Here is a 22,793-nt window from a genome sequence, read left to right on the forward strand (position 1 = left end):
CCATCGGGGGCAAGCCCCCTCCCACATTGGATTGCATTCCAACCTCTGCGGGTCAGTGCCCGGACGCCTCTGGCCCGGCCTTGGCGCCGAACGGCGGCTTGGCCAGCCACACCAGCAGCATCAACCCCACGAAGACCCACCCCATCAACGTGAAGTAATCCACGGTAGACATCATGTACGCCTGGCTGGTGAGAATCTGGTCCAGTTGCGCATAGGCCTTGTGCCCTGCCCCACCCAGCGCCTGCACGGCATCGCGCGTGGTCGAGTCATAGACGGTCATGTTCTCGCTCATGTAGGCATGGTGCTGGTCGGCGCGGCGAATCCAGATCCAGGTGGTGAGCGACGCCGCGAAGCTGCCGCCCAGGGTCCGCAGGAAGGTCGCCAGACCGGCGCCGTCGGCAATCTGCTGCGGCGGCAGGTCGGACATCAGGATGCTCAAGGTCGGCATGAAGAACAGCGCCACGCCGATACCCATGAACAACTGCACCAGGGCGATGTGCTGGAAATCCACCTCGTTGGTGAAGCTCGCACGCATGAAACAGCTCAAGCCCATCGCCAGGAATGACAGCCCCGCCAGCAGGCGCAGGTCGAACTTGTGCGCGTACTTGCCCACGAACGGCGACATCAGCACCGGCAGAATACCGATCGGCGCCACCGCCAAGCCGGCCCAGGTGGCGGTGTAGCCCATCTGGGTCTGCAGCCATTGCGGCAGGATCAGGTTGATGCCGAAGAAACCCGCATAGCCGCCGACCAACACAATGGTACCGATACGGAAGTTGCGGTAGGCAAACAAGCGCAGGTTGACCACCGGGTGCTTGTCGGTCATTTCCCAGATGATGAACACCGCCAGGGCGATCACCGAAATGGCCGCACCGATGATGATGAAGTTGGACTCGAACCAATCCAGGTCATTGCCCTTGTCGAGGATGATCTGCAAGGCGCCGACCCCGACGATCAGGCTGAGCAGCCCGACGTAATCCATCGGTTGGTGGCTGGTCTGCACCGGGCGTTTCTTGAGCTGCGCACGCACCACCATCACCGCAAAGATGCCGATGGGCACGTTGATGAAGAAGATCCATGGCCAACTGTAGCTGTCGGTGATCCAGCCGCCGAGGATCGGCCCGGCAATCGGCGCCACCACCGTGACCATCGCCAATAGTGCCAGAGCCATGCCGCGCTTGGCCGGCGGGTACACCGCGATCAGCAAGGTTTGCGTCATCGGGTACAACGGCCCGGCAACCAGGCCCTGCAGCACGCGAAAGCCGATCAATTCGGGCATCGAGGTGGAAATACCGCACAGGAACGACGCCAGCACGAATAGCAGGGTCGCCCACAGAAACAGCTTCACCTCGCCGAAGCGCCGGCTCAACCAACCGGTGAGCGGCAAGGCAATGGCGTTGCTCACCGCAAACGAGGTAATGACCCAGGTGCCCTGCTCCGAACTCACGCCCAGGTTGCCGGAAATGGTCGGCAACGCCACGTTGGCGATAGTGGTGTCGAGCACCTGCATGAAGGTCGCCAGCGACAGCCCGATAGTGGCCATCACCAGGCTGGGCGGCGTGAACGAGGCGTTATTGCTCATCAGCGTTGCGCAGCCTTGGGAGCGGCGACGCTGTTGTCATGGATCAACTGATTGATCATGGCATCGGCTTCGGCCAGTTGGCGGTCATACACGTTGGTGGTGAACGAGGCCTTCTGCGGTGCCTGTTGCGCCAGCACCGGGCCGCTCTGGTCATGCAGGTCCACATTGACCACGGTGCTCAAGCCGACCCGAAGCGGGTGCTTGGCCAGCTCTTCGGCGTTGATATGGATGCGCACCGGCACCCGCTGCACGATCTTGATCCAGTTGCCGGTGGCGTTCTGCGCGGGCAGCAAGGCAAACGCGCTGCCAGTGCCGGCGCCCAGGCTGTCGACGGTGCCGCTGTACTTCACATCGCTGCCGTAAATGTCCGATTCGATATCCACCGGCTGGCCGATGCGCATATCACGCAGCTGGGTTTCCTTGAAGTTGGCATCGATCCACAGCTGGTCCAGCGGAATCACCGCCATCAGCGCGGTACCCGGTTGCACGCGCTGGCCCAGTTGCACGGTGCGCTTGGCCACATAGCCTGTGACCGGGGCGATCAAGGTGCTGCGCGCGTTGGCCAGGTACGCCTGGCGCAGTTGCGCGGCGGCGGCCTGCACATCCGGGTGCGACGAAATCACCGTGTCATCCACCAAGGCATTGCTGGTTTTGAGTTGCTGCTCAAGGTTGGTCAAGGCGTTTTTGGCGGCGGTCAGGCTGTCACGGGCGTGGGACAATTCTTCCTGGGAGATCGCCCCGCCCTGGGCCAGGGTCTTACGCCGGTTGTAGTTGTCCTGGGCGGTCTGCACGTCCGCTTTCTGCGCGTTGACCTGGGCTTTCATCCCATCGACGTTGCTGTACAAACCGCGAACCTGGCGCACGGTGCGGGCCAGGTTGGCCTGGGCACTTTGCAGACCGACGGCGGCGTCGTTGGGGTCGAAGTTCACCAGCACCTGGCCTTCGTGGACCAGGTCGCCATCGTCGGCGCCAATGCTGACCACAGTGCCGGTGACCAGCGGGGTGATTTCCACCACGTTGCCATTCACGTAGGCGTCATCGGTGCTTTCGTTAAAGCGCCCGTAGAACTCGTACCAAGCCCAGACGCCGACGACACCGAGGATGACTATCAGCGCCAGGCCGATCAGCATGACTTTGCGTTTGCGCGGATTGTTGTCTTTGGTTTGTTCGGGTGCGGTGTTGCTGTCGGCAGTGGCCATGACAAATACCTCAAATTATTCCGTGCGGTTGGCTGGGGTGGTCGCGGCCACGTTGCTGGCGTTGAACCCGCCACCCAGGGCCTGCATCAATTGAATCGACAGATCGATCTGCGCAGCATTCAAGGACGCCAACTGACGCTGGGCCTGCAGCAATTGCTGCTCGATGCTGAGCACATCCAGATAATTACCGATGCCGGAGCTGTAGCGTTGCACCCCGGTGTCGTAAGACTGCTGGGCGATATCGGCGGCGTGTTGCTGCGCCTGGATCTGCCGTCCGGTGTCGCGCAGTTGCGACAAGGTGTTGCCGATGTCGCCCAAGGCTTGCACCAGGGTTTTGTTGTACTGGGCCACGGCCAGGTCGTAATCGGCGTCGCGGGCGTCGAGGTCGGCGCGCAGGCGGCCACCGTCGAAGATCGGCAGCGATATCGTCGGCGCGATATTGAAGAAGCGGCTGGCCGAACCGAACATGGCATCGCCCAGCAACGATTCGGCGCCGGCGCTCGCGCTCAGGTTGAGGTTGGGATAGAAACGGGTCTTGCTGGCGGCGATGTCCTTGCTCGCAGCTTCCACCCGCCAGCGCGCGGCGACCAGGTCCGGGCGCCGGCCGAGCAGCTCGGCGGGCAACACCGACGGCACGGCGACCGCCGTGGGTTTCAGTACATTCGGGCGCGCCAGTTCGTTGCCACGGTCCGGGCCTTTACCGAGCAGCACAGCCAGGGCGATCTTGGCGCTTTGCAGTTGTTTTTCCGCATCGATCAACTGCGACTGGGAGCTGGCTTCCAGGCTTTCGGTTTGCTGGTATTGGTATTCGCTGTCGATGCCGGAACTCAGGCGGCGCTTGCTCAGGTCGAGCATCTGGCGGGTGCGCTTAAGGTCGTCGGCAGCCAGGTCACGCACGATATGCGCCTGGCCCAGATCGCTGTAGGCCTTGGCCACATTGGCGGCCAGGGTCAGGCGCGCGGCCTGCTGGTCGACTTCGGCGGCGCGGGCCTGGCCCAAGGCGGCTTCCCAGGCGGCGCGCTGCCCACCCCACAGGTCGAAGTTGTAATTGAAGCTGGCGCCGATGTTGCGCACCGTCGAATAGGCATCGCCCTCCCCGCGCGGGTCCTGGTCCTTGGCCAGCCGCGAACGGCTGACACCGGCGCTGGCATCCACGGTGGGCATGCGCGCTGCGTTGGCGGCATAGGCCGCAGCTTCGGCCTGGTGCGCACGGGCACTGGCGACCTGCATGTCGGGGCTGTGTTGCAGGGCTTCCTGGATCAGGCCGTCGAGCTGTGGGTCGCCGAGGCTTTTCCACCAGTCGGCGGCCGGCCAGGCGGCGCTGGACAGGCTGACACCGCTCAGGGATTTTCCGGTTTGCAAGCTATTGGCGTCGAGGTGTTTGCCTTGGGTGTCAAGGCCGCTGTAGTTGGCACAACCGGCCAACGTCATCGCCATCAGCACCAGGCTGAATGCGCGTGTGTTCATCATTGTCCTACCCGCTGAAGGGTGATGGGATCACCCGCAGCTATCAGAATTTTCTTGAGGATCCGTTCCAGGTTTTCCAACTCGCCCGGCTCAAGTACGCCGGCCAGTTGGTTGAGGGCCTGGGCGCCGATGTGCGGCAGCATGTCTGCCAGACGCTGGCCATCGGCGGTCAGCACCAACTGCACCTGGCGGCGGTCCAGCTCGGAACGCTTGCGACTGAGCAGCTTTTTCTGCTCCAGCCGGTCGAGCATGCGCGTCATCGAGCCGCTGTCCAGGGACAGGTTGCGGCACAGCTCGGCCGGCGTGTCGACGCCGAACTGGGCCATGATGATCAACACCTTGAACTGCGCGGCGGTGATGCCGTGGGGTTCCATATGGGTGTCGATGATGCGGTCTTTGAGGATCGCAGCGCGGCCCAGCAACAGCCCGAGATGGCAGTTGTGGAAGTTTTCAGGGGTGAAATGCGGCATCGGAAGTCACCTTATTACTGCCTAGGCAGTGAATGTGTGACGAGATATTACTGCTTAGGCAGCGAATGTCAAATGGAATAGTTAGGTTGCTTGGTAATCACATGAAAACTTGAGTGAAATACATACCAATGTGGGAGGGGGCTTGCTCCCGATAGCGGTGGGTCAGGTACAGATTAGCTGACTGACACACTGCTATCGGGGGCAAGCCCCCTCCCACATTTTTTGACCGCGTGATGCTTAGAAATCGCGCTTGTAGAAGATGTCCAGCGAACTGGCCACGCCGGTGGCCACTTCCAGGTACACCTTCTTGCTCAGCAGGTAGCGCAACGCGATGGTGTTGGCCGGTTCGAACACCCCAACCCCGTAACGCAGGCTGAGTTTTTCGTTGATCTTGCCGCTGGCCACCACCGCCGTGCTGTTGCCGGAGCCCTGGGTATCCAGATCGAAATCCTGGATGCCCAACTTGGTGGCGATGTCCGAGGTCACCCCGGCGCTGCCCATCAGGCCCAGGCCCAGGGCGGCTTCGGCGAGCATATTGTTGTCTTCACCGTTGTTGGTGCGCGAACGTCCCAGCACAAGGTAGGACAGCGCGTCTTCCTGGGCCATGGCGGGCTCGGAGAAGATCTGCGTGGTCGGCTGCTCGGCACTGCCGCTCAACCGAATGCCGGCGGTGACCGTGCGGGAAGACTCGGTGGTCACGCGTACCGCCTCGATATCCAGGAACGGCTGATCCAACGGCCCGGCGAACAACAGGCGCGCACGGCGCACATTCAGGCGCTGGCCGTAGGCCCGGTAACGGCCATCGTTGAGCCACAGTTCGCCACGGGTGTCCATGTTGTCGCCGATATGCACATGGCCTTGCACTTTGGCGGTGAGGCCAAAGCCGGCGAAGTTGAGTTGGTCTTCGCCCACTTCCACGTCGATATCCATGGCCATCGCCATCGGCGGCTTGCCCTCTTCGGTCTGGCTGCCGACGATCACCGTGTCATCGGACACCTTGACCGTCGACGGCGGCAGCTCGCGCACGGTGATATCGCCGCGCGGGATGTGCACCTTGCCGGCAATCGCCAGCTTGTCGTCCTTGAGGCTGATCTTCAGGTCGGGCGCCACTTCCAATACGGCATAGGGCTCGACCGTCACCGGCAGTTGCGAACCCTTGAGGCTCAGGTCCACCACCAGGGCGCGGCCCCAGTCGATCTCGCCCTTGAGGCTGCCCTGCCCGGCCTTGCCGCTGCGCCAGGCGCCATTGAGCTGCACGCTTTCGCCGGCAATCAGCGCCTGCACGTTCAGGCCTTCCAGGCTCACCGGCAGTTCAGGCCCCGAGATTTCGCCATCGACCAGATTCACGCTGCCGTTGACCTGGGGTGCGAGCAGGCCGCCGGAAATCCGCCCGTTGCCATTGAGCTTGCCGCTGAGTTTTTCCACCATCGGCACGAAAGGCCGAGCCACCGCCAGGTCCAGCCCGGTGAGGCTGAAATTGCCGGTGATCGGCTTGTTGGCCGGCAACGGGTCGATCTGCGCCTGCAACAGCAACTCGCCGAGCTTGCCGCCACGGAAGTTCAACTGGGTGTCGATACGCTTGGGGTTGAGGGTGGTTTCCAGCTTGAGGGTGTCGTACGGGAAATCCAACCACTGATTCTTGTCCTTGACGCGCAGGGTGCCGCCACCGGCGTCCACCGACACCACGCCTTTGGGGCCGCTGGCCGGCAGATCGAGCTGCACGTCGGCATTGAGCCTGCCCTGCCAGGCGAAGTCTTTGGGCAAAAAGCCCGCGAGGCTGTCGAGGGGGAATTGCTTGAGGTGGTACCGCAGCTTCGGCTCGGGCATCAGGCGCTGGTCTTCGCCGCACAGGCTGGCGCCACCGGACACCCAGCAATGGGCGGCAAAGGTCAGCTTGCCATCGGCCATGCGCTCGATTTTCGCCGGGGCTTGCAGCCTCCAGTCCTGGCCACCCGCTTGCACGTCGCCGCTGGCCAAGCGCCCGCGCCAGTTGCCTTTATCGAGGTTGCCGTCCAGGGCCAGGGCCAGCTTGAGCAAAGGACCGGCCAGATCCAGCTGGACTTTCTGGCTCTTGATATCACCCTGGGCGCTGGCGGTGAGGGTACCAACCTGGGTCTCGCCGCTCTGGATGCCGCTGCCCTTGAGGTCGATCCTGGCGTGCTGGGCGCTGTCCAGTGTCGCGTCGAGGCTGAGGTTTTGCAGGCGGTTGTCGGCCAATGCCAGTTGCTGGCCCTTGAGGTTGAGCTTGCCTTGCGGCGCCTTCAGGGTACCGGCCACATCGACGCGGCCGTTGATCTGCCCACGCAGTTGCGGCCAGAGCTGGGCCAGGCGGGCCAGCTTGATGTCGATCTGCCCGGCCAGGCGTTGCTGCAGGCTGCCGCTGCCGTTGATGCGGTTGTCGCCCAGGCGGATGTCCAGGTTGGCGAGGGTCCATTGTTCGCCCGCTCCTTCGGCCTTGGCGGCCAGCACGGCGGTTTGCCCGCGCAGACGGCCCTTGAGGTCAAGGTCGGCGTTGAGCTTGAGTTGCTCGTTTCTGAATTCGCCTTTGCTGCGCAGCGGCCCGGCCAGGGTGCCGGGCAATTCGGCGACCCAATAGGCCGGGTTCAACGCGGTCAAATCCAACGCGGTGTCCCAGGCGATGCCGTCTGCGAACTGTACGCTCAAACGCCCTTCGGCCTTGCCCTGGCCGGCCGTCAGCTTCAGCTCGGGCAGAAAAATTTGCTTGAGGTCGCCACTGAACGGTGTGACCACATTGAACTTGCCCGCCGGGCCGTCGAGATCGGCCTTGAGGTTGCCCAGGTAGTTGCCGTCTTTATAGGAAACTTCACCGTTGAAGGTGCGCAAGGTCACCTGCGGTTCGTCGATCAGCGGATACAGGCGATGCCAGGGGAAGTCCAGCCAGGCGACCTTGGCGTCGGCGCTGAAGCCTTGTTGCCAGTCCAGGTTGGCGCTGAGCTTGAGGCTTTGCTGGTCGCCGGCCGTCAGGTCCAGACCGGCGATCTGTGCGCCCTTGGCGTCGACCTTGCCTTGCAGCAGCAGGTCCACCGGGCCTTTTTCCGCCGGTAGCAGCGCTTTGCCCAGCAATTGGTAACCGTTTTTCAGGTCGCCCTTGGCGCTCAGGTCCAATTGATTGAGTTGCAAGGTGTCGGGCAGGTCGGCGCTGGGTTTGAAGGCGTCTGCGGTGATGCGCAATTGCGCCGGCAGATTGTCCACCAGCGGCTGCAACTCGCCACTGAGCTTGGCCGGCAGGTAGCCGCTGCTGTCGGCGTCGAGCTTGAGGGTCTTGAGCAAGTCGCCATCGACCTTGAGGGCCACCGTCCACGGTGCGCCGCCCGGCGCGTAAGGCAGGCTGAGATTACCGCTGGCCGTCAAAGGCCAGTCGCCGACGGGTTGCAGCAGGCCGGCGAGGTCCAGCACCAGGCCGTCCCGTTGCAGGTGCACGGCGTCGATCTGCATACCCGCGGAGGTCCAGTGCGCCGCCAGTTGCAGGCCCTTGAGTTCTTCGCTGCCGTTGAACAACAGGCTACCGACGCGAACGTCGCCCAGCTGGATGGCCAGCGGCAGTTTCAGGTCGGGCAACGCGATGGGCCCGCTGCTGCTCGCTTCGGCGCTGGGGGGAAATTGCAGGCTGACCCGCTCCACATCCAGGCGATCAATACACAGGGTCATACGCAACAGGCACCCCGGCGACCAATCGAACTTGGGCGCATCAAGCTCGACGCGGCTGCTGTCTTGCTGCCATAGCAGGTGATCGGCGCTCCACTGTCCGCCCAGACGCCCCTGGAAGTTTTCCAGGCTCAAACCCGGCACCTGGCCCAGTGCCCAGCGACTGCCCGCCTGGGTTCCCAATACCGACCACAGCGCCAACACCGCCACCGCGAGGATGGCCATCAGGACCAGCCCCGCTATTTTCAAACCACGCATCACAGCTCAGGCCCCATGGAAAAGTGCAATCGAATGCCGCCCGGGTCTTCCAGGGCATGGGCCAGGTCGAGGCGGATCGGGCCAACCGGCGAGACCCAGCGCACGCCCACACCGACACCGGTTTTCAGGCTGGGCATTTCCAGGGTATTGAACGAGTTGCCCTGGTCGATAAACGTCGCGATCCGCCATTTGTCGGCGATGGAATATTGGTACTCGGCACTCAGCGCCACCATATAGCGGCCGCCGATGCGGTCACCGCGATCGTTTTCCGGTGACAGGGTCTGGTATTCATAGCCGCGCACGCTCTGGTCGCCACCGGCAAAGAAGCGCAGCGACGGCGGTACCGACTTGTAGCCGTTGGTGGCACTGCCACCCACTTGCGCGCGGCCCAGGAACCGATGGTTATCCCACAAGGTGGTCAAGCCCTTGATCGTGGCCGTGCCGTACAGCAGATTGGTGTCGGAACCGAGCCCTTCCTTGGCGACCTTGCTGTCGAACATCAGGCGATAACCGTTGTGCGGATCGATACGGTTGTCGCTGCGCAGGTAGGAGTAGCTGAGCCCCGGCATCACCAGGTTGCTCAGGCCCGAGTCATTGCCCAGGCGGTATTCTTCACGCTGGTATTTGAGCGAGATAACCCGTGTCCAGCCGCTGGGCAATTTACTGTGCCATTCGGGCCCGACGGTGAGCAGCTTGCTCAGGGTGTCGGTGTTGGCCAGCTCTTCATTCTGGTAACCGCCGGCGAAGCGCAGTTTGTCGGTGAGCGGTGGGTCGAGCGGAACGTCATACCATAGGCCGACGTTCTGCCGTGGCGCCGAAAGCTCGGCCTCCCAGCCATAACTGTGGCCCTGGGGATTGACCCAGTGGCGCGTCCAGTTGGCCTTGCCGCGCGGGCCCACATCCGTCGAAAAACCCAGGCCCAGGCCCATCGTGCGTGGCTTGCGCGTGTCCAGTTGCACGGCCACCGGAATCACGTCATTGGTCGAGGCCGTGGGGCTGGCGTCCACGCGCACGCTGTCGAAGAAGCCACTGCCTTGCAGGTTCTGGTTGAGTTCGGCGATCAGTTCGGAGTCGTAAGGGGTGCCACTGTCAAAGGGCACCATGCGTTGCAGCAGTTCTTCATCGAATGGAGTGTCGCCGCTAAAGCTGACCTTGCCCATGCTGTAGCGTGGGCCGCTGTCGTAAACCAGCTCGATATCGGCGACGCCCGCCTGGGGATCGACGGAGAGTGTCTGACGCGTAAAGCGCCCGCTGAAAAAGCCGTAGCGCGAGGCCTGGTTCTGGATCAGACGCTTGGCATCATCGTAATGGCCGTGGTTGAGCACCGCCCCGGGCTTGAGATCGTCACTGGCAGGCACGCGAAACGCCTTGAGGTTCGCCGCCGGGCCGTCGACCCGCAGGGTGACGTTGCGCAAATGCACGGGCTCGCCGGGGTCGATGGTGAGGATCAGGCGCGGGTTCTTGCCGCCCTGCACATCGCTGGCGATCTGTGGCTGATAGAAGCCCAGGGCCTGGGCCGCTTTGCGCGCCTGCTCCTCGGCGCCACGGCTGAACCGCAGCAGCGCCTCTTCATCACGATCGCCCACCCCGCCGATGTAGCCTTCGATGTTGGCTTTCAGTGCGTCGTTAGAGGGCTTGATCCGCACGTCCAATTCGCTTTGCGCCCATGCGCCGCAGCTTGTGAACAGCAGGATCAAGCCGCTGGTAAATCTTCCTGGAAACTTCATAGGCGCGGATGCTACACGAGCGAGAGAGGAACTTTGAACCCGGATTTGTCTGAATAATTCTGTCTCAAGTCGCTGCAGCACTTAACGGCTGGGGGTTGGGATGGAAAAACACATGCTCCAGCACAGGTCCTACGGCAATTTCACCGATTTCCTCATAGCCCTGGCGCTTATAGAACTCCAGGTAACGGGAATTGCCCGTGTCGAGCACCACGCCCGATGAATGCGGGTCTTCGGCGCACCAATTGTGAACCGCTTCAAGCAATTGTTCGCCGTAGTGGTGGCCCTGCAACTGCGGGTGAATGCCCAGCAATGGCAACACATGCACCGACTCGCCGGGCAGGCACGCCATAACGGCCTGATGGTATTCAAGGTAACGCCGCGTGCCGCGTACCCCGGTGCTCAGCCACATGCGGATTTGCCAGGCCCAGCTCTCGGTGATGCCCAGGCGCCGTTGCGGCGGGGCGATCAGGGCAACGCCGACCAAACGGTCGTCGACGAACAGGCCAATGGCCGGAAGCTTCTGGAAGAAATGCTGCTTGACCAGCTCGCGCACGGTGGCGCGCACCCGCTGTTCATAACCGGAGCGCTCGGCTTCGAAGATGTAGGCGAAGGTCGGTTCGTGACGGTAGGCCTGGTACAGCAGGGAACGCGCTTCGCGGGAATAGCCGCTATTGAGCACACGAATTTCGGCAGCGGCCGTCGAAGTGTCAGGCATAACAGTCAATCTCCTGGACGCCACTCAAAGAGGTGGCGTTCTTATGGGTACGAACCTGCGCAGCGCCAGTCGTTCCCAGACATTAGCAGCGCATGCGCCCTACCGCCACGCTGGCCCCCGTCCGACTTGTCGGCTAGCATCGCCCTTTTGCCAGACTGGACTGCCGACCATGAAAATCGTCTCCTTCAATATCAACGGGCTGCGTGCCCGCCCTCATCAGCTGGCGGCGCTGATTGAAAAGCATCAACCGGATGTCATCGGCCTGCAGGAAACCAAGGTCCACGATGACCAGTTCCCGTTGGCCGAAGTCCAGGCGCTGGGCTATCACGTTTATTACCATGGCCAGAAAGGCCATTACGGCGTGGCCCTGCTCTCGCGCAAAGAGGCGTTGAGCCTGCACAAAGGCTTTGCCAGCGATGAAGAAGACGCCCAGCGCCGTTTCATCTGGGGCACCTTCGCCGACGAGAACGGCCACCCGGTCACTGTCATGAACGGCTACTTCCCCCAAGGCGAAAGCCGCGACCACCCCACCAAATTCCCGGCCAAGCAGCGCTTCTATGAAGACCTGCAACAGCTGTTGGAAAGCCAGTTCAGCAATGACCAGGCACTGGTGGTGATGGGCGACGTGAATATTTCCCCGCAGGACTGCGACATCGGCATCGGCGCCGACAATGCCAAACGCTGGCTGAAAACCGGCAAGTGCAGCTTCCTGCCGGAAGAGCGCGAATGGATGGCCCGCCTGAAAAACTGGGGCCTGGTGGACAGCTTCCGGCACTTGAATCCTGAGGTGACCGACCGCTTCAGCTGGTTCGATTACCGCAGCCGTGGCTTTGAGGATGAGCCCAAGCGTGGGCTGCGCATCGACGTGATCATGGCGTCCACCGGCCTGGTGCCTCGGCTCAAGGACGCGGGAGTGGATTACGATTTGCGCGCATTGGAAAAACCATCGGACCATGCGCCGATCTGGTTGGAGCTGAGCTGATATCAAGACGGGTGAAGATCAAATGTGGGAGGGGGCTTGCTCCCGATAGCAGTGTGTCAGTCAGCTGATCTGTAGCTGATACACCGCGATCGGGAGCAAGCCCCCTCCCACATTTTGACCTGTGGCGTGTCAGTCACATTGCTGTAATCCCCCTGACTTAATCTCCCGGCACTCCCTTTGGCTGACGAAGGTGTCGGCATGATGCTGCGCGCTCTGTTACTGCTGGCCCTTTTCCCTTTCTTCGCGGTGTCCGCCCCGCTGCCCCTGCCTGATCAAGGCCCGGCATTGCGTATCCAGGGCTCCAACACCATTGGCGCGGGTTTGGTCCCGGCATTGGTCAGGGGCTTGATGGAGCAGCAGGGTTTGCAAGGCGTGCACAGCGAACCCGCCGAGAGCGCCAATGAACAGCGTGTGACCGGCAAGACCCGTGAGGGCAAGACCGTGAGGGTCGACGTCGCCGCCCATGGTTCCAGCACCGGGTTTGCCGCGCTGAAAAACCATAGCGCCGACCTGGCCGCCTCGTCCCGTCCGATCAACGACGGCGAATTGGTTGACCTCGAGTCCCTGGGCGACCTGAAAAGCGCCGGCGCCGAACACGTGATCGCTATTGACGGCTTGGCGATGATCCTTAACTCGCGTAATCCGCTGAACACCCTCAACACCGAGCAACTGGCGCAGATTTTCAATGGCGAAATCAGCACCTGGGAAACACTCGGCGGCAGCGGCGGTGCCATTCACCTGTACGCGCGGGACGATCAGTCCGGCACCTATGACACCTTCAAGGAGCTGGTGCTGAACCGACGCGGCAAACCGCTGGCCGCGTCAGCCCAGCGTTTCGAGTCCAGCGAAGCGCTGTCCGATGCGGTCAGCCAAGACCCCCAAGGCATCGGTTTTATCGGCCTGCCCTACGTACGCCAAGCCAAGACCGTGGCGATTGTCGATGGCGACTCGCAACCGATGCCGGCGCTGAACAGCCTGATCGCCACCGAGGATTACCCGCTGTCACGGCGGCTGTACTTTTATTTGCCGCCGGCGACGCGTAATCCCTGGGCCAAGGCCTTGGTGGACTTTGCTCAAAGCGATCAGGGCCAGGCGATCGTGGCGGCCAACGGCTTTGTCGCCCAGCACGTGCAGGCGATTGGCGTAGCCCCACGTGCCTCGATGCCCGAGGCGTATCAGGCGATTGCGCGCAACGCCCAGCGCTTGACGGTGAATTTTCGTTTCGAGGAAGGCAGCGCCAGCCTGGACAACAAGGCGCGCCAGGATGTGCGGCGGGTGGTGGCGTATCTGCAAAGCCACGGCAAACTGCACAAACAGGTGACGCTGGTGGGCTTTGGCGATGCCAAGAATGATCCGCAGCGGGCGGCCCTGCTGTCCAAGTTGCGGGCGATGGCGGTGCGCAGGGAACTGGTGAAAAGCGGCGTGGTGCTGCGCGATATTCGCGGGTTTGGCGCACAGATGCCGGTGGCGGCAAATACTGAGGATGAGGGGCGGATCAAGAATCGGCGGGTGGAGGTTTGGGTGTACTGAGGTCTGTTGGATCTTCAGTGGCTGAACTGGCCTCATCGGGGGCAAGCCCCCTCCCACATTTGACCGCATTCTCCTGTTGGAACACGGTCAGTGTGGGAGGGGGCTTGCTCCCGATGGCAGGCGACGCGGTGCTACTGCCCGCCCCGCATCAGCTCCTTGGGCACATACTTGCCAATCTCGAACTTGCCGATCGCCGCACGGTGCACTTCGTCCGGGCCGTCGGCCAGGCGCAGGGTGCGTTGCATCGCGTACATATAGGCCAGCGGAAAGTCGTTGGAAACGCCGGCACCGCCGTGAATCTGGATCGCACGGTCGATCACCTTCAGCGCCACGTTCGGCGCGACCACCTTGATCTGGGCGATTTCGCTTTTGGCGACTTTATTCCCCACGGTGTCCATCATGTACGCCGCTTTCAAGGTCAGCAGCCGCGCCATATCAATCTCCATGCGCGAGTCGGCGATCTTGTCGATATTGCCCCCCAGGCGCGCCAGCGGCTTGCCGAACGCGCTGCGGCTGACCGAGCGCTTGCACATCAATTCCAACGCGCGCTCAGCCATGCCGATGGAGCGCATGCAGTGGTGGATACGCCCAGGGCCAAGGCGGCCCTGGGCAATCTCAAACCCACGGCCTTCACCCAACAACACGTTTTCGTAAGGCACGCGCACATTGTCGAACAGCACTTCGGCGTGGCCGTGGGGCGCGTCGTCGTAGCCGAACACCGGCAGCGGGCGCAGGATTTTTACGCCGGGGGTGTCCACCGGTACCAGAATCATCGAATGCTGTTGGTGGCGTGGCGCATCCGGGTTGCTCAGGCCCATGAAGATCAGGATCTTGCAGCGCGGGTCGCAGGCGCCGGAGGTCCACCACTTCTTGCCGTTGATCACCCATTCATCGCCCTGGCGTTCGGCGCGAGCGGCCATGTTGGTGGCGTCCGAGGAGGCCACGTCCGGTTCGGTCATGGCGAAGGCGGAACGAATCTCACCGCGCAGCAGCGGTTCAAGCCAGCGTTGTTTCTGCTCTTCATTGGCGTAGCGCACCAGCACTTCCATGTTGCCGGTGTCGGGGGCGGAGCAGTTGAACGGTTCCGGACCCAACAGCGAGCGGCCCATGATTTCGGCCAGCGGTGCATATTCGAGGTTGCTCAGGCCGGCGCCCAGCTCGGATTCCGGCAGGAACAGGTTCCACAACCCTTCGGCTTTCGCCCGGGCCTTGAGTTCTTCCATGATCGCGGTGGGCTGCCAGCGGTCGCCTTCGCTGACCTGGCGTTCGAACACCGGCTCGGCCGGGTAGACGTAAGCGTCCATGAATGCGCTGACGCGTTCACGCAGTTCCTGAACCTTGGGCGAATAGGCGAAATCCATGAGCAGCTCCCTTCTCTGAGAGGTTGTTTAGGTCATGCAATCGATGCTAGAACAGCGCTGATAATTTACCTAGCCTATTCTCGGCGTGTATTAACATTCATCACCGATATATGATCGGCGTATGAATACCTAACAATAAGAGTGCAACGACATGAATCTGAGCAAGGTCGACCTCAACCTCTTTATCGTCTTCGACGCGATCTATACCGAAGCCAACCTGACCCGCGCCGGGCAGATTGTAGGCATCACCCAGCCGGCGGTGTCCAACGCCCTGGCACGCCTGCGCGAGACCTTCAACGACCCGCTGTTCGTGCGCACCGCCCAGGGCATGGTGCCCACACCGATGGCACAGAACATCATCGGCCCGGTGCGCAATGCGTTGTCGTTGCTGCGGGTTTCAGTGCAGGAAAGCCGGATTTTCAATCCGCAACAGGCGGCCAAGACCTACCGCATCAGCATGACCGACCTGACCGAAGCGGTCATTCTGCCAGCGCTGTTCCAGCGCCTGCGTCGCCTGGCGCCGACGGTGGTCATCGAGAGTTTTTTGTCCAAACGCCGCGAAACCACCAAGGAGCTGGCCGCCGGGCGCCTGGACTTTGCCGTGGATGCGCCGCTCAACACCGACCCGCAGGTGCGTCACGTCAAGCTGATGGAAGACCGCTACGTATGCGCCATGCGCAAGGGCCATCCGATGGCAGGCAAGGACAAATTCAGCCTGGATGACTACCTGTCCCTGACCCATATCCATATTTCCAGCCGCCGCAACGGGCTGGGCCATGTCGACTTGGCCCTGGGCAAGATGGGCATCCAGCGCAAGATCGCCCTGCGCTCCCAGCACTACCTGATGGCGTCGCAGGTATTGCAGCAAACCGACATGGTCATGACCGTGCCCGAACGCTTCGCCCGCCGCCATGAACTGCACTGGTTCAACCTGCCGGTCAATGATGTGCCAGCGGTGGAAACCCACCTGTACTGGCACGAAAGCACCGACCAGGACCCGGCCAACCGCTGGATGCGCGAGCAGATGATCGAGTTGTGCCAGCAGGTGACGGCCCACGAGAAGAAACTCGACAGGCTAACGGTTTGAATCATTGTGGGAGGGGGCTTGCCCCCGACGGGGTGCGCAGCAGTCCTTGACGTTTACGTCAACCTGACATTAGCTTAGCGTCAAGACCTTCCTGAGCACCGCCATGAGCACCACCTACAGCATCTCCGACCTAGCCCGCGAGCTGGATATCACCACCCGCGCCATTCGCTTCTATGAGGAACAAGGCCTGCTGGCCCCGGAGCGTCGAGGCCAGGAACGTATCTACTCGGCGCGGGACAAGGTCAGCCTCAAGCTGATTCTGCGCGGCAAGCGCATCGGTTTCTCCCTGGCCGAATGCCGCGAGCTGATTGAACTCTATGACCCCACCAGCGGCAACCACATCCAACTCAACAGCATGCTGGCAAAAATCGCCGAGCGCCGCGAGCAGCTCGAGCAACAGTTGCTGGATATCGAACAGATGAAGCTGGAACTGGACACCGCCGAAGAGCGCTGCACCCAGGCCCTGGCAACGACCATGAGCCAGGCCGGCCATTGATCAGAAGGTAACCGTCATGTCCCTCCCCTCACACGTACGCCTGGTGGAAGTCGGCCCGCGCGACGGTTTGCAGAACGAAGCCCAACCGATCAGCGTGGCCGACAAGGTGCGGTTGGTGGACGCCTTGAGCGGCGCTGGCTTGAGCTATATCGAGGTCGGCAGTTTCGTGTCACCCAAATGGGTGCCGCAGATGGCCGGCTCCGCCGAGGTGTTCGCGCAGATCCAGCGCAAGCCTGGCGTGACCTACGGTGCGCTGGCGCCGAACCTGCGCGGCTTTGAAGATGCGCTGGCGGCCGGGGTCAAGGAAGTCGCGGTATTTGCGGCGGCGTCCGAAGCGTTTTCCCAACGCAATATCAACTGCTCCATCAGCGAGAGCCTGGAGCGGTTTGCTCCGATCATGGCGGCGGCCCGGCAGCATGGGGTCAGCGTGCGCGGGTATGTGTCGTGTGTGTTGGGTTGCCCCTATGAAGGCGAAATCGCCGCGCAGCAGGTCGCGGCGGTCGCCCGCGAACTGTATGCGATGGGCTGCTATGAAGTGTCCCTGGGCGACACCATCGGCACCGGCACGGCTGGCGCGACACGGCGGCTGTTCGAGGTGGTCGGTGCACAGGTGCCGCGCGACAAGCTCGCAGGGCATTTCCATGACACCTACGGCCAGGCGATCGCCAATATCTACGCCAGCCTGCTGGAAGGTATCCAGGTATTCGACAGCTCTATCGCGGGCCTTGGCGGCTGCCCTTATGCCAAGGGCGCGAGCGGTAACGTCGCCACCGAGGATGTGGTGTACCTGCTCAATGGGCTGGGGATCGACACGGGTATCGACCTGGAACGCTTGATTGACGCCGGCCAGCACATCAGCCAGGTGCTGGGACGGGCGAGCGGCTCACGGGTGGCGAAGGCGCGTAACGCCGGTTGAGTAGCACGGATGTGACAATGTGTTACCGCACGCCGACACAGCGGGTAACGAGGGAACAGAATCCGGCGCATTTTTTGAAAGATATAATCTGCTGAAAAATCAAGGCATTGATTTTAAACGACTTTAAAAAGTTGGCACGGCTTCTGCTATCTCTACTGCATAACAAAAATAAAAAGCGCCAAACCTAATAAAAATAAGACGAAACGACTCTGACATAACAAAAACAACACGGCAGAGACGCAGCTAACAGATTTTTTTGGAGAAGATGTGCTTCGCAGGGTACGGCATGCCGAAACCCGCAACCGGTCAGAGAAAAATAAAACTACCTCAGGTAGCTACCCACTGGTTGGATCGTTTACGAAGAAGCAGATCAGCGTTCAAAAAAATACGTTTGCTCTTGACCCCGGATGGGGGTCGCCAAAACAGCGGTAAAGGGTAACGGTTGCCAAAAACAACAATAGACCGCCCCTCAATAATAAAAAAAGAGCACGCAACGACAAATTAAAGGGGACCTTCGGGTCCCCTTTGTGCTTTCTGGCTGATCGTTCCCACGCTCTGCGTGGGAACGCTTCCTGTGACGCTCCGCGTCGCGCCAGCCGCTGCACATTTCGGCTACTACGCTAAGGTGACGCAGAGCGTCAGGGGCTGCATTCCCACGCAGAGCGTGGGAACGATCTAGCGCGCCTGGAGCTCTTCAATCGAGATTTCGCGCATGCGGAATTTCTGGATCTTGCCCGTCACCGTCATTGGAAACGCGTCTACGAACTTGAAGTGCCGGGGCATCTTGAAGTGCGCGATGCGGCCCTTGCACCAGGTTTGCAATTCCAGCTCGCTCGCCACATGGCCTGGGTGGAGTTTGATCCAGGCGACAATTTCCTCACCGTAGCGCTCATCGGGAATACCGATGACCTGCACATCGGACACTGCCGGATGGGTGAAGAAAAACTCCTCAAGCTCGCGTGGATACACGTTCTCGCCACCGCGAATGATCATGTCCTTGTTGCGCCCGGCGATGCACACATAGCCATGCTCGTCCATGGTTGCCAGGTCACCGGTGTGCATCCAGCCCTCCGCGTCGATAGCATCGCGGGTGCCCTCGGGGTTGTTCCAGTAGCCGAGCATCACGCTGTAGCCGCGCGTGCACAGTTCGCCTGTCTCACCGCGTGGCACCGTGTTGCCGTCAGCGTCGATGATCTTGTTTTCCAGCTGCGGCTGGGTGCGGCCCACGGTGGTCACGCGGCGTTCCAGGTCGTCATCGGCGCCGGTCTGCAACGACACCGGGCTGGTTTCGGTCATGCCATAGGCGATCTGCACTTCACTCATGTGCAACTGGCCAATGACGCGTCGCATCACCTCGATCGGGCAGGTCGACCCGGCCATGATTCCGGTACGCAGGCTGGATAAGTCGAATTCGCCAAGGCGCGGGTGATCGAGCAGCGCAATGAACATGGTCGGCACGCCATACAAGCCCGTGGCGCGTTCTTCGGCGACGGCGGTAAGCGTGAGCAGTGGGTCGAAGCCGTCATTGGGGTAAATCATGGTGGTGCCGTGGGTGATGCAGCCGAGGTTACCCATCACCATGCCGAAGCAATGGTAAAGCGGCACCGGGATCACCAGGCGGTCGTGCGCCGTAAGACCAAGGCTTTGGCCAACCATGTAGCCGTTATTGAGAATGTTGAGGTGACTGAGGGTGGCGCCCTTGGGGAAACCGGTGGTGCCGGAGGTGTACTGGATATTGACCGGTTGGTCGGCGTGCAGACCGGCTTGGCGAGCGTGCAGTTGTTCAGGTGCAACCTGCGCCGCCAACGCCGACAGGTGTGACCAAGACAGAAATCCTGCGGGCGGGTCGGGGTCGAGACTGACGATGGCGCGCAGGTCGGGCTGGAGCGCTTGCAGCATGGCATGGTAATCGGAGGTCTTGAACGAACCGGCGCACACCAGCCACGCGCAGCCGGATTGCTTGAGCACATATTCCAATTCACTGCTGCGATAGGCCGGGTTGATATTGACCAGGATCACCCCGAGCTTTGCGCTTGCCACCTGGCAGATCAGCCATTCGGCGCAGTTGGGCGCCCAGATACCCAGGCGGTCGCCGACTTGCATGCCCATGGCCATGAACGCCCGGGCATGCACCTCCACCGCCTCGGCCAGTTGCTGCCAGGTGTAGCGGCAATCCTGATGACGCACCACCAGCGCTTCACCTTCGGGATAACGCGCGACAGTCCGATCAAAGGCCTGCCCAATGGTCTCGGCCAGCAAGGTCTTGTCCTGGGAGCCACGGCTGTAGCTCAGGTTCGCTTGATCCATAACGGCCCCTGTTGTCTTTTTTGTAGGTTGACGTAAACGTAAACTACGATTGACAGCGCCTCGACGCAAGCTTACGTTAACGTAAAGGTGAGCGCCCTCCTCCGCGCCTCGCCGACACAACAACAAAAGCTCACATTAAGGTGTCTGTCCATGAGTTACCCGTCCCTGAACTTCGCCCTCGGTGAAACCATCGACATGCTGCGCGACCAGGTGCAGGCCTTCGTGGCCAAGGAAATTGCTCCCCGCGCTGCCCAGATCGACATCGACAACCTGTTCCCCGCCGACCTGTGGCGCAAGTTCGGCGATATGGGCCTGCTGGGCATCACCGTGCCGGAAGAGTACGGCGGTGCCGGCCTGGGTTACCTGGCGCACGTGGTGAGCATGGAAGAAATCAGCCGTGGCTCGGCCTCGGTGGCCTTGTCGTATGGCGCTCACTCCAACCTGTGCGTCAACCAGATCAACCGCAACGGCAGCCATGAACAAAAACTCAAGTACCTGCCCAAGCTGATCAGCGGCGAGCACATCGGCGCGCTGGCCATGAGCGAGCCGAATGCCGGCTCCGACGTGGTCTCGATGAAACTGCGCGCCGACAAGCAGGGTGACGCTTACGTGCTCAACGGCAGCAAGACCTGGATCACCAACGGGCCCGATGCCCACACCTACGTGATCTACGCCAAGACCGATCTGGAAAAGGGTGCCCACGGCATCACCGCGTTCATCGTCGAGCGTGACTGGAAAGGCTTCAGCCGCAGCAACAAGTTCGACAAGCTGGGCATGCGCGGCTCCAACACCTGCGAGCTGTTTTTCGATGACGTGCACGTCCCCCAGGAAAATATCCTCGGTGTGCTCAACGGCGGCGTCAAAGTGCTGATGAGCGGCCTCGATTACGAGCGCGTGGTGCTCTCCGGCGGCCCCACCGGCATCATGCAGGCCTGCATGGACCTGATCGTGCCCTACATCCACGACCGCAAGCAGTTCGGCCAGAGCATCGGCGAATTCCAGCTGATCCAGGGCAAGGTCGCCGATATGTACACCCAGCTCAACGCCAGCCGCGCCTACCTCTACGCGGTGGCCCAGGCCTGCGAGCGCGGCGAGACCACACGCAAGGATGCGGCCGGGGTGATCCTCTACAGCGCCGAGCGCGCCACGCAAATGGCCTTGGATGCGATCCAGATCCTGGGCGGCAACGGCTACATCAATGAATTCCCCGCCGGGCGCCTACTGCGGGACGCCAAGCTGTACGAAATCGGCGCCGGCACCAGTGAGATTCGACGGATGTTGATCGGTCGCGAACTGTTTAACGAGACGAAATAAATTTCGTCAGCGGCAAGTGACAAGCTTCAAGTGGCAAGAGGACGGTGCTCTTGCTTCTAACTTGTAGCTTGTAGCTCGAAACTTAAAGCTGCTACGGAGTAGCCCATGCTTCTACACACCCAGCTCAACCCACGCTCGGCGGAATTTATCGCCAACAGCGCGGCGATGCGCCAACAGGTCGACGCGCTGCACAAGCTGCTCGCCCAGGTACAACAAGGCGGCGGCGCCAAGGCCCAGGAACGCCACACCTCACGCGGCAAGCTGCTGCCGCGCGAGCGCATCGATCGCCTGCTCGACCCCGGCTCGCCGTTCCTCGAATTGAGCCAGTTGACCGCCCATCAGGTGTATGGCGAAGACGTGCCGGCCGCCGGTGTGATTGCCGGCATCGGCCGCGTGGAAGGCGTCGAATGCATGATCGTCGCCAATGATGCCACCGTCAAAGGCGGCTCCTATTACCCGCTGACCGTCAAAAAACACTTGCGCGCCCAGACCATCGCCGAGCAGAACCGCCTGCCGTGCATTTACCTGGTGGACTCCGGCGGAGCCAACCTGCCGCGCCAGGACGAAGTGTTCCCGGACCGCGAGCACTTCGGGCGGATCTTCTTCAACCAGGCCAATATGAGCGCCCAGGGCATCCCGCAGATTGCCGTGGTGATGGGCTCGTGCACGGCCGGTGGCGCGTATGTGCCGGCCATGGCCGACGAAGCGATCATGGTGCGCCAGCAAGCGACTATCTTCCTCGCCGGCCCGCCGCTGGTGAAGGCCGCCACCGGCGAAGTGGTCAGTGCCGAAGACCTCGGCGGTGCCGATGTGCACTGCAGGATTTCCGGCGTGGCCGACCACTATGCCGACAACGATGAACACGCCCTGGCCCTGGCCCGTCGCAGCGTGGCCAACCTCAATTGGCGCAAGCTGGGTGAGTTGCGCCAACGTCCGCCAGTGGCGCCGCTGTACAGCAGCGAAGAGCTTTACGGCGTGATCCCGGCCGATGCCAAGCAGCCGTTCGACGTGCGCGAAGTGATCGCCCGGCTGGTGGACGGTTCGGTATTCGATGAGTTCAAGGCGCTGTTCGGCGCCACCCTGGTCTGTGGCTTTGCGCACCTGCACGGCTATCCGGTGGCGATCCTGGCCAACAACGGGATCCTGTTCGCCGAAGCGGCGCAAAAAGGCGCGCACTTTATCGAGCTGGCCTGCCAACGCGGCATTCCACTGCTGTTCCTGCAGAACATCACCGGCTTCATGGTCGGCCAGAAGTACGAAGCCGGCGGTATCGCCAAGCATGGCGCCAAGTTGGTCACGGCGGTGGCCTGTGCCAAGGTACCGAAGTTCACGGTGATCATCGGCGGCAGTTTCGGCGCCGGTAACTACGGCATGTGCGGTCGCGCCTATGACCCGCGTTTCCTGTGGATGTGGCCCAACGCACGCATCGGCGTGATGGGCGCCGAACAGGCGGCGGGCGTGTTGGTGCAGGTCAAGCGCGAGCAGGCAGAGCGCGCAGGCTTGGCATTCAGTGCCAGCGATGAAGCGGCGATCAAGCAGCCGATCCTCGACCAGTATGAAACCCAGGGCCACCCCTATTATTCCAGCGCACGCTTGTGGGATGACGGCGTCATCGATCCGCTGCAGACCCGCGATGTGCTGGCCCTGGCGTTGTCCGCCGCGCTGAATGCCCCTATCGAGCCGAGCCGCTTCGGCGTGTTCCGCATGTAATCGGAG

The 22,793-nt window shown here is 61.9% G+C and carries 16 protein-coding genes; 7 read left to right on the forward strand and 9 right to left on the reverse strand.

The features are described 5' to 3' along the window. Window positions 1–52: 52 nt before the first annotated feature. The 7 genes from C4J91_RS16660 to C4J91_RS16690 form a co-directional block, all read right to left on the reverse strand. Complete coding sequence (locus tag C4J91_RS16660; RefSeq protein ID WP_124363340.1) at window positions 53–1,582, reverse strand: DHA2 family efflux MFS transporter permease subunit; 1,530 nt, start codon at window positions 1,580–1,582, stop codon at window positions 53–55. Next, on the reverse strand, window positions 1,582–2,781 hold the full coding sequence (locus C4J91_RS16665; RefSeq protein WP_124363341.1) for an efflux RND transporter periplasmic adaptor subunit: 1,200 nt from the start codon (window positions 2,779–2,781) through the stop codon (window positions 1,582–1,584). Before C4J91_RS16665 ends, C4J91_RS16660 begins: the two co-directional genes overlap by 1 nt. A gap of 15 nt (window positions 2,782–2,796) precedes the next feature. After that, entirely contained in the window at window positions 2,797–4,248 is a 1,452-nt protein-coding gene (locus C4J91_RS16670) for an efflux transporter outer membrane subunit (RefSeq protein ID WP_124363342.1), read from the reverse strand. After that, window positions 4,248–4,718 carry a MarR family winged helix-turn-helix transcriptional regulator gene (locus C4J91_RS16675; RefSeq protein WP_124363343.1) on the reverse strand — a complete coding sequence of 157 codons (471 nt, stop codon included), beginning with the start codon at window positions 4,716–4,718 and terminating at the stop codon, window positions 4,248–4,250. Before C4J91_RS16675 ends, C4J91_RS16670 begins: the two co-directional genes overlap by 1 nt. A gap of 237 nt (window positions 4,719–4,955) precedes the next feature. Then, window positions 4,956–8,642, reverse strand: a complete 3,687-nt coding sequence (locus C4J91_RS16680) for a translocation/assembly module TamB domain-containing protein (RefSeq protein WP_124363344.1) — start codon at window positions 8,640–8,642, stop codon at window positions 4,956–4,958. Beyond that, complete coding sequence (locus C4J91_RS16685; protein ID WP_124363345.1) at window positions 8,642–10,369, reverse strand: autotransporter assembly complex family protein; 1,728 nt, start codon at window positions 10,367–10,369, stop codon at window positions 8,642–8,644. Before C4J91_RS16685 ends, C4J91_RS16680 begins: the two co-directional genes overlap by 1 nt. Window positions 10,370–10,433: 64 nt before the next feature. Beyond that, entirely contained in the window at window positions 10,434–11,084 is a 651-nt protein-coding gene (locus tag C4J91_RS16690) for an N-acetyltransferase (protein WP_124363346.1), read from the reverse strand. Between the two features lie 169 nt (window positions 11,085–11,253). On the opposite strand from C4J91_RS16690, the gene xthA reads away from it, so the two are divergent. Next, on the forward strand, window positions 11,254–12,066 hold the full coding sequence (xthA, locus tag C4J91_RS16695) for an exodeoxyribonuclease III (protein ID WP_124363347.1): 813 nt from the start codon (window positions 11,254–11,256) through the stop codon (window positions 12,064–12,066). 198 nt (window positions 12,067–12,264) lie between these two features. After that, the gene (locus C4J91_RS16700; protein WP_124363348.1) at window positions 12,265–13,596 is read left to right on the forward strand and encodes a substrate-binding domain-containing protein; all 1,332 of its coding nucleotides are present in this window, start codon (window positions 12,265–12,267) and stop codon (window positions 13,594–13,596) included. 131 nt (window positions 13,597–13,727) lie between these two features. On the opposite strand, the gene C4J91_RS16705 is transcribed toward C4J91_RS16700, so the two are convergent. Further along, window positions 13,728–14,957, reverse strand: coding sequence for an acyl-CoA dehydrogenase (locus C4J91_RS16705; protein WP_124363349.1), 1,230 nt, complete (start codon window positions 14,955–14,957; stop codon window positions 13,728–13,730). Between the two features lie 151 nt (window positions 14,958–15,108). Between C4J91_RS16705 and C4J91_RS16710 the strand changes: the two genes are divergently transcribed. The 3 genes from C4J91_RS16710 to C4J91_RS16720 all read left to right on the forward strand — a co-directional run bounded on the left by C4J91_RS16710 (window position 15,109) and on the right by C4J91_RS16720 (window position 17,456). Then, on the forward strand, window positions 15,109–16,044 hold the full coding sequence (locus tag C4J91_RS16710) for a LysR family transcriptional regulator (RefSeq protein ID WP_124363350.1): 936 nt from the start codon (window positions 15,109–15,111) through the stop codon (window positions 16,042–16,044). A gap of 103 nt (window positions 16,045–16,147) precedes the next feature. Further along, window positions 16,148–16,540 (forward strand): MerR family DNA-binding transcriptional regulator, encoded by a 393-nt coding sequence (locus C4J91_RS16715; RefSeq protein ID WP_124363351.1) that lies wholly within the window; start codon window positions 16,148–16,150, stop codon window positions 16,538–16,540. A 16-nt stretch (window positions 16,541–16,556) separates the two neighbouring features. After that, window positions 16,557–17,456 (forward strand): hydroxymethylglutaryl-CoA lyase, encoded by a 900-nt coding sequence (locus C4J91_RS16720; RefSeq protein ID WP_124363352.1) that lies wholly within the window; start codon window positions 16,557–16,559, stop codon window positions 17,454–17,456. 675 nt (window positions 17,457–18,131) lie between these two features. Here the strand turns inward: C4J91_RS16720 and C4J91_RS16725 are convergent. Then, on the reverse strand, window positions 18,132–19,763 hold the full coding sequence (locus C4J91_RS16725) for an AMP-binding protein (RefSeq protein ID WP_124363353.1): 1,632 nt from the start codon (window positions 19,761–19,763) through the stop codon (window positions 18,132–18,134). 150 nt (window positions 19,764–19,913) lie between these two features. Between C4J91_RS16725 and C4J91_RS16730 the strand changes: the two genes are divergently transcribed. Both C4J91_RS16730 and C4J91_RS16735 read left to right on the forward strand, forming a co-directional pair. Next, a complete protein-coding gene (locus C4J91_RS16730) occupies window positions 19,914–21,077 on the forward strand; it encodes an isovaleryl-CoA dehydrogenase (RefSeq protein ID WP_124363354.1) in 1,164 nt (387 codons plus the stop codon). Window positions 21,078–21,182: 105 nt separating this feature from the next. Then, window positions 21,183–22,787 (forward strand): carboxyl transferase domain-containing protein, encoded by a 1,605-nt coding sequence (locus tag C4J91_RS16735; protein WP_124363355.1) that lies wholly within the window; start codon window positions 21,183–21,185, stop codon window positions 22,785–22,787. The last annotated feature ends 6 nt before the right edge of the window (window positions 22,788–22,793 follow it).

Source organism: Pseudomonas sp. R3-52-08, assembly GCF_003851745.1.
Lineage (GTDB): Bacteria > Pseudomonadota > Gammaproteobacteria > Pseudomonadales > Pseudomonadaceae > Aquipseudomonas.